The sequence below is a fragment of the Nevskia soli genome (genome assembly GCF_903970205.1).
Lineage (GTDB): Bacteria > Acidobacteriota > Terriglobia > Bryobacterales > Bryobacteraceae > Bog-113.
Map to the genome: position 1 here is coordinate 1 of NZ_CAJCHS010000091.1, position 4027 is coordinate 4027.

Sequence of the window (4027 nt, forward strand, 5' to 3'; positions counted from 1 at the left end):
ATGCGAGCAAGGCTTCTCGCAGTAGACATCTTTACCCGCCTGGCAAGCCCAGATGGTTTGTAAGGTGTGGCTGTGGTTGGGCGTCGCGATAGAAACCGCGTCAATGTTCTTGTCTTCCAGGAGCTTGCGGAGATCGCTATACCCTTGCGGACGCTTGCCGCTGGCCTTTTCGACCTCGGCCAGGCGCTTGTTGAGCACGCTCTCGTCGATGTCGACAATGGCGGCAATCTCGACATTCGGCATCTTCCCGTATTCCTTAAGGTGCGTGCCGCCCTGACCGCGGACGCCCACGCACGCGATACGGATGGTGTCGTTGGGGCTGGCGATGCCGCGCGTGGCGGCTCCGGTCGCGAGCGCGGCGGTGCTCATGAGGAAATAACGGCGATTCATACGGTGTGCGGACCTCCTATATGGGCGTAGCGGCTGCTGAAGTAGAGCAGGGGACGGCCATCACTGTATCTGGTTGCGGAAACGGATGCAAGTACGATCGAGTGGTCACCGGCCGGGATGAGCTCGCTAACTATGCCTTCGATCGCGGCGATGGCGCCGGCTAGAAGCGGCGCGCCGGTCTGGCCGGGGGACCACTCGACATCGCCAAAGCGGTCGAAGCCGGGTCGCGCGAACCGGACGGAAAGCTGCTGCTGGTCTTCGGCGAGGATGCTGACGGCGATGGGGGATCCGATCTTCAAAAGCGGCCATAGGCCGGCCTTGTAATCGATGCACACCAGGAACAGCAGCGGATCGAGCGAGACCGACGTGAAGGAGTTGACGGTCATGCCGTGAGGCTGGCCCTCGGCGTCGAGCAGAGAGAGCAGGGCGATACCGGTGGCGAAGCGGGAACAGGCGTGGCGGAAGTCCGCTTGAGCTTCGAGCTGGTCGAAGTCTTGGGTCAACACCATCGGGCGCTCGCTTGACATCGAGTTAACCTCAACTCTATCATCAAGTTGACGACCAGCGGCATTTTCCCCGGAGGCTGTTTTTTGATCAAGCTCGATATTATCAACGAGGTCGTGAACAAGACCGGAATCACGAAGACCAAAGCCGAGATGGCGGTCGAGACCGTGTTCGAGAAGATGAAGCAGGCTTTGGAGCAAGGAGACCGGATCGAGTTGCGCGGCTTCGGCGTATTCAACGTGAAGCCGCGGAAGACGGGCATTGGGCGCAACCCGCGGACGGGGGCCGAGGTGTCGATCCCGCCGGGCAAAGCGGTCCGCTTCAAGCCCGGCAAGGAACTGCAGACGCTTCAGTAAAGCGCGGCCGAATTGTCTTTTCCGGAAAACCCTGATCAGTTGGCCGTGCCGGCATGGATCGACCGGCGCTATGAGGTACGGCCTCAGTTTCGCGCGCCTTCCGTAGCGCGGCGCTGGTGGCTGCATATCCTGCTGTTCGTGTTGACGCTGGTTTCGACGTCCGCGGTCGGCGCGAGGATGGAGTATAACTTCGACCGCAATCTGCCGGTGTTCGAGGCCGATCGCGATATGGACGCGTTCTGGGCGTGGTGGAACCATCCGGAGACGCTGGCGACAGGGCTGCCGTTCTCGCTGACGCTGATCACCATCCTGCTGGCGCACGAGTGTGGACATTATGTCGCCTGCCTTTACTACGGGATCGATGCGACGCTGCCGTTCTTTTTGCCCGCGCCGACGTTCACGGGAACACTCGGCGCGTTTATCCGGATTCGGTCGCCGATTTTCTCGCGGAAGCAACTGTTCGACATCGGGGTGGCGGGGCCGATCGCCGGGTTTCTGTTCATCATTCCCGCGGCGGGGATTGGGCTTGCGTTCTCGAAGCTGATACCCAATATCGGGATGACCGGTTCGCTGCATTTCGGGACTCCGTTGTTCCTGCGGTTGTTCGAAGGGTTGGCGTTTCCAGGGCATTCGGTGAACGATGTGTATCTGCATCCCATTGCGCGGGCGGCGTGGGTCGGGATGTTCGCCACGGCGCTGAATCTGCTGCCGGCGGGGCAGCTGGATGGCGGGCATATCGTGTATGCGCTGTTCGGGCGCGGGCACAAGTGGGTGACGCGGGCGACGGTGGCGGTGCTGATCCCGCTGGGGGCGTTCTTCTGGCTGGGCTGGGTACTCTGGGCGGTGGTGCTGTTCCTGTTTGCGCGCCGGCATCCGCCGATATACGACCTGAGGGAGGTTGGGGCGTTGCGATGGCGGCTGGGGGCGCTCGCGCTGTTCCTGTTTTTGATCTGCTTCACGCTGGCGCCCGTTACCGAATGAAAATCTCCGCTGCGATCATTACGCTGAATGAAGAGCGGAATGTGGTGCGGGCAATTGAGAGTCTGGGGTGTTGCGACGAGATCGTCGTGGTGGATAGCGGGTCGACGGACCGGACCGTCGAGGTCGCTCGGCGGCTGGGAGCGCGGGTGGTGGAGGAGCCGTGGCACGGGTACGCGCGTCAGAAGAACCTGGCGGCGGGGGCGGCGGCCAATGAGTGGGTTCTGTCGATCGATGCGGATGAGGCTTTGAGCGAGGCGCTCGAGGGCGAGATTCTGACCATAAAGAAAGATGGGCCGCGGGCCGATGGTTATTCCATGCCGCGACGCGCGCAGTATTGCGGGCGATGGATTCTGCATAGCGGATGGTATCCGGACCGGAAGGTGCGGCTGTATCATCGCGACCGGGCCGAGTGGGCTGGCGAGTATGTGCATGAGAGCGTGCGGGTCCGCGGTCGCGTGGCGGAGCTTGAGTCGGACCTGCTGCACTTTACTTGTTCCTCGCTTTCCGAGCATTTGAAGACGCTGGATCGTTATACGACTCTGGCGGCGCAGGAGCTGGTGGCCAAGGGCAGACCGGTTGGCGGAGCACGGCTGGTGCTCGACCCGGCCTGGACGTTTCTGCGAAGCTATGTGGTGCAGCGCGGGTTTCTGGATGGGCCGCAGGGGTTGAGCATCGCCTGGATGGCGGCGCTTTACACCTATCTGAAGTACGCAAAGGCGCGGCCATGATTCGACGATGATACGAGCATGACCATCCTCCATCTGGACCACGGGCGTGAGATGCGCGGCGGGCAATGGCAGGTCCTGCGGCTGCTGCGCGGATTGCGCAAGCGGGGGCATCAACCGATTCTGTTGGCCCGATCGAAGGGTCCGCTGCTGGAGAACGCACAGCGGGAGAACTTCCGGTGCGACGTGATCGGGCCGCGGTCGATCCGCTCGATGTGCGGGGAGGTGCAACTGGTTCATGCGCACTGTGCCTCGTCGCACACGATGGCGGCGACTTTTGCCAGCAAGCCGCTGATCGTCTCGCGGAGAGTCGTGTTTCCGGTTGCGCCGGGGCTGCTGTCCTATTGGAAGTACTCGCGGCCGAAGCGCTTTGCGGCGATCTCGCTGGCGGTGGAGCAGCAGTTGAAGCGGGCGGGGATTGCGGCGGAACGGATCACGGTGATCTACGACGGGGTGCCGCTGCTGAGCGATCGATGGCGCTTCAACGGGCCGGTGGTAATCCCGCAATTCAACGACGAGCGCAAGGGGAACACGCTGCCGTTGGAGGCGGCGCGGGAAGCCGGGGCGCCGATCCTGCGGTCGAGCAAGCTGGAATCCGATCTGGAGGGGGCGAGCGCGCTCCTCTATGTGACTGACAGCGAGGGGCTGGGGTCGGCCGCGCTGCTGGCCATGTCGGGCGGTATTCCGGTGATCGCCAGCAACACGGGCGGGTTGCGCGAGGTGGTTCAGCATGGCGAGAACGGGCTGCTGGTAGCGAATAACGTGAGTGCGATTGCGGCGGCGATCCGTAGTCTGCGGGTGTCGGAGGAACTGACGCGCAACCTGTCGTTGAAAGCGCGGCGCACGGTGGCGGAGCGGTTCAGCGAGGACCGCATGGTGGAGGAGACGCTGCGGCTTTACGGGACTGTGCTGAATGGAAGTTGAGGTCGTACTGGCCGCGTTGTTCGGCCTGCTCATCGGCAGCTTCCTGAACGTCTGCATCTATCGCCTCCCTCGCGATCTATCGGTGGTGCGACCGCGCTCGCATTGCCCGGAGTGTGGGGCGATGGTGCGGTCCTGGGATAACATCCC

At 62.9% G+C, this 4027-nt stretch carries 7 protein-coding genes; 5 read left to right on the forward strand and 2 right to left on the reverse strand.

Features of this window, described 5'->3' with window-relative positions:
* Positions 1 to 390, reverse strand: a 390-nt coding sequence (locus tag H1Y01_RS04470; protein ID WP_180539072.1) for a Gfo/Idh/MocA family protein, incomplete at its 3' end; no start/stop codon positions are given.
* The gene (locus tag H1Y01_RS04475; RefSeq protein ID WP_180539073.1) at positions 387 to 917 is read right to left on the reverse strand and encodes a flavin reductase family protein; all 531 of its coding nucleotides are present in this window, start codon (positions 915 to 917) and stop codon (positions 387 to 389) included. The genes H1Y01_RS04470 and H1Y01_RS04475, both read right to left, overlap by 4 nt.
* A 63-nt stretch (positions 918 to 980) precedes the next feature.
* On the opposite strand from H1Y01_RS04475, the gene H1Y01_RS04480 reads away from it, so the two are divergent.
* The 5 genes from H1Y01_RS04480 to H1Y01_RS19875 form a co-directional block, all read left to right on the forward strand.
* Positions 981 to 1250, forward strand: coding sequence for an HU family DNA-binding protein (locus tag H1Y01_RS04480; RefSeq protein ID WP_180539074.1), 270 nt, complete (start codon positions 981 to 983; stop codon positions 1248 to 1250).
* Positions 1251 to 1262: 12 nt separating this feature from the next.
* A complete protein-coding gene (locus tag H1Y01_RS04485) occupies positions 1263 to 2231 on the forward strand; it encodes a site-2 protease family protein (RefSeq protein WP_180539075.1) in 969 nt (322 codons plus the stop codon).
* Positions 2228 to 2959: a glycosyltransferase family 2 protein gene (locus tag H1Y01_RS04490; protein WP_180539076.1), complete on the forward strand. Its 732-nt coding sequence runs from the start codon at positions 2228 to 2230 to the stop codon at positions 2957 to 2959. Before H1Y01_RS04485 ends, H1Y01_RS04490 begins: the two co-directional genes overlap by 4 nt.
* A gap of 18 nt (positions 2960 to 2977) precedes the next feature.
* Complete coding sequence (locus tag H1Y01_RS04495) at positions 2978 to 3880, forward strand: glycosyltransferase family 4 protein (RefSeq protein WP_180539077.1); 903 nt, start codon at positions 2978 to 2980, stop codon at positions 3878 to 3880.
* Positions 3870 to 4027: prepilin peptidase (locus H1Y01_RS19875; protein ID WP_180539078.1), on the forward strand; the 158-nt coding region annotated here is incomplete at its 3' end. The genes H1Y01_RS04495 and H1Y01_RS19875, both read left to right, overlap by 11 nt.